Source organism: Corynebacterium sp. HMSC073D01 (assembly GCF_001815555.1).
Taxonomy (GTDB): Bacteria; Actinomycetota; Actinomycetes; order Mycobacteriales; family Mycobacteriaceae; genus Corynebacterium; species Corynebacterium glucuronolyticum.
On record NZ_KV821077.1, the window covers coordinates 1 to 342 of the forward strand.

The 342-nt window shown below is 64.3% G+C and carries 1 protein-coding gene; it reads right to left on the reverse strand.

The annotated features are described in order from the left end of the window. Positions 1 to 342, reverse strand: a 342-nt coding sequence (locus tag HMPREF3044_RS10270; RefSeq protein WP_141759688.1) for a biotin/lipoyl-containing protein, incomplete at both ends; no start/stop codon positions are given.

Genomic DNA, 342 nt, shown 5'->3' on the forward strand with positions numbered 1-342 from the left:
TCCTCTTCCTTCTCGGCGGGCGCTGCGTCGGCGTCGCCGATGCGGGCGATGACGTCGCCGACCTCGACGGTGTCATCCTCGTTGGCAAGGATTTCGACGAGGGTGCCTGCGACGGGTGAGGGGATTTCGGTGTCGACCTTGTCTGTGGAGACTTCGAGGAGTGGTTCGTCTACCTCGACTTCGTCGCCGACTTCCTTGAGCCACGTGGTGATGGTGCCTTCGGTGACGGATTCGCCGAGTTCGGGCATCGTCACGTCGGAGGCGGAGCCGGAGGCCTTCGGGGCGGGCTTGTCGGCCGGCTCTTCCTTCTTCTCCTCCTTGGCGGGCTCTTCTTCCTCTTCC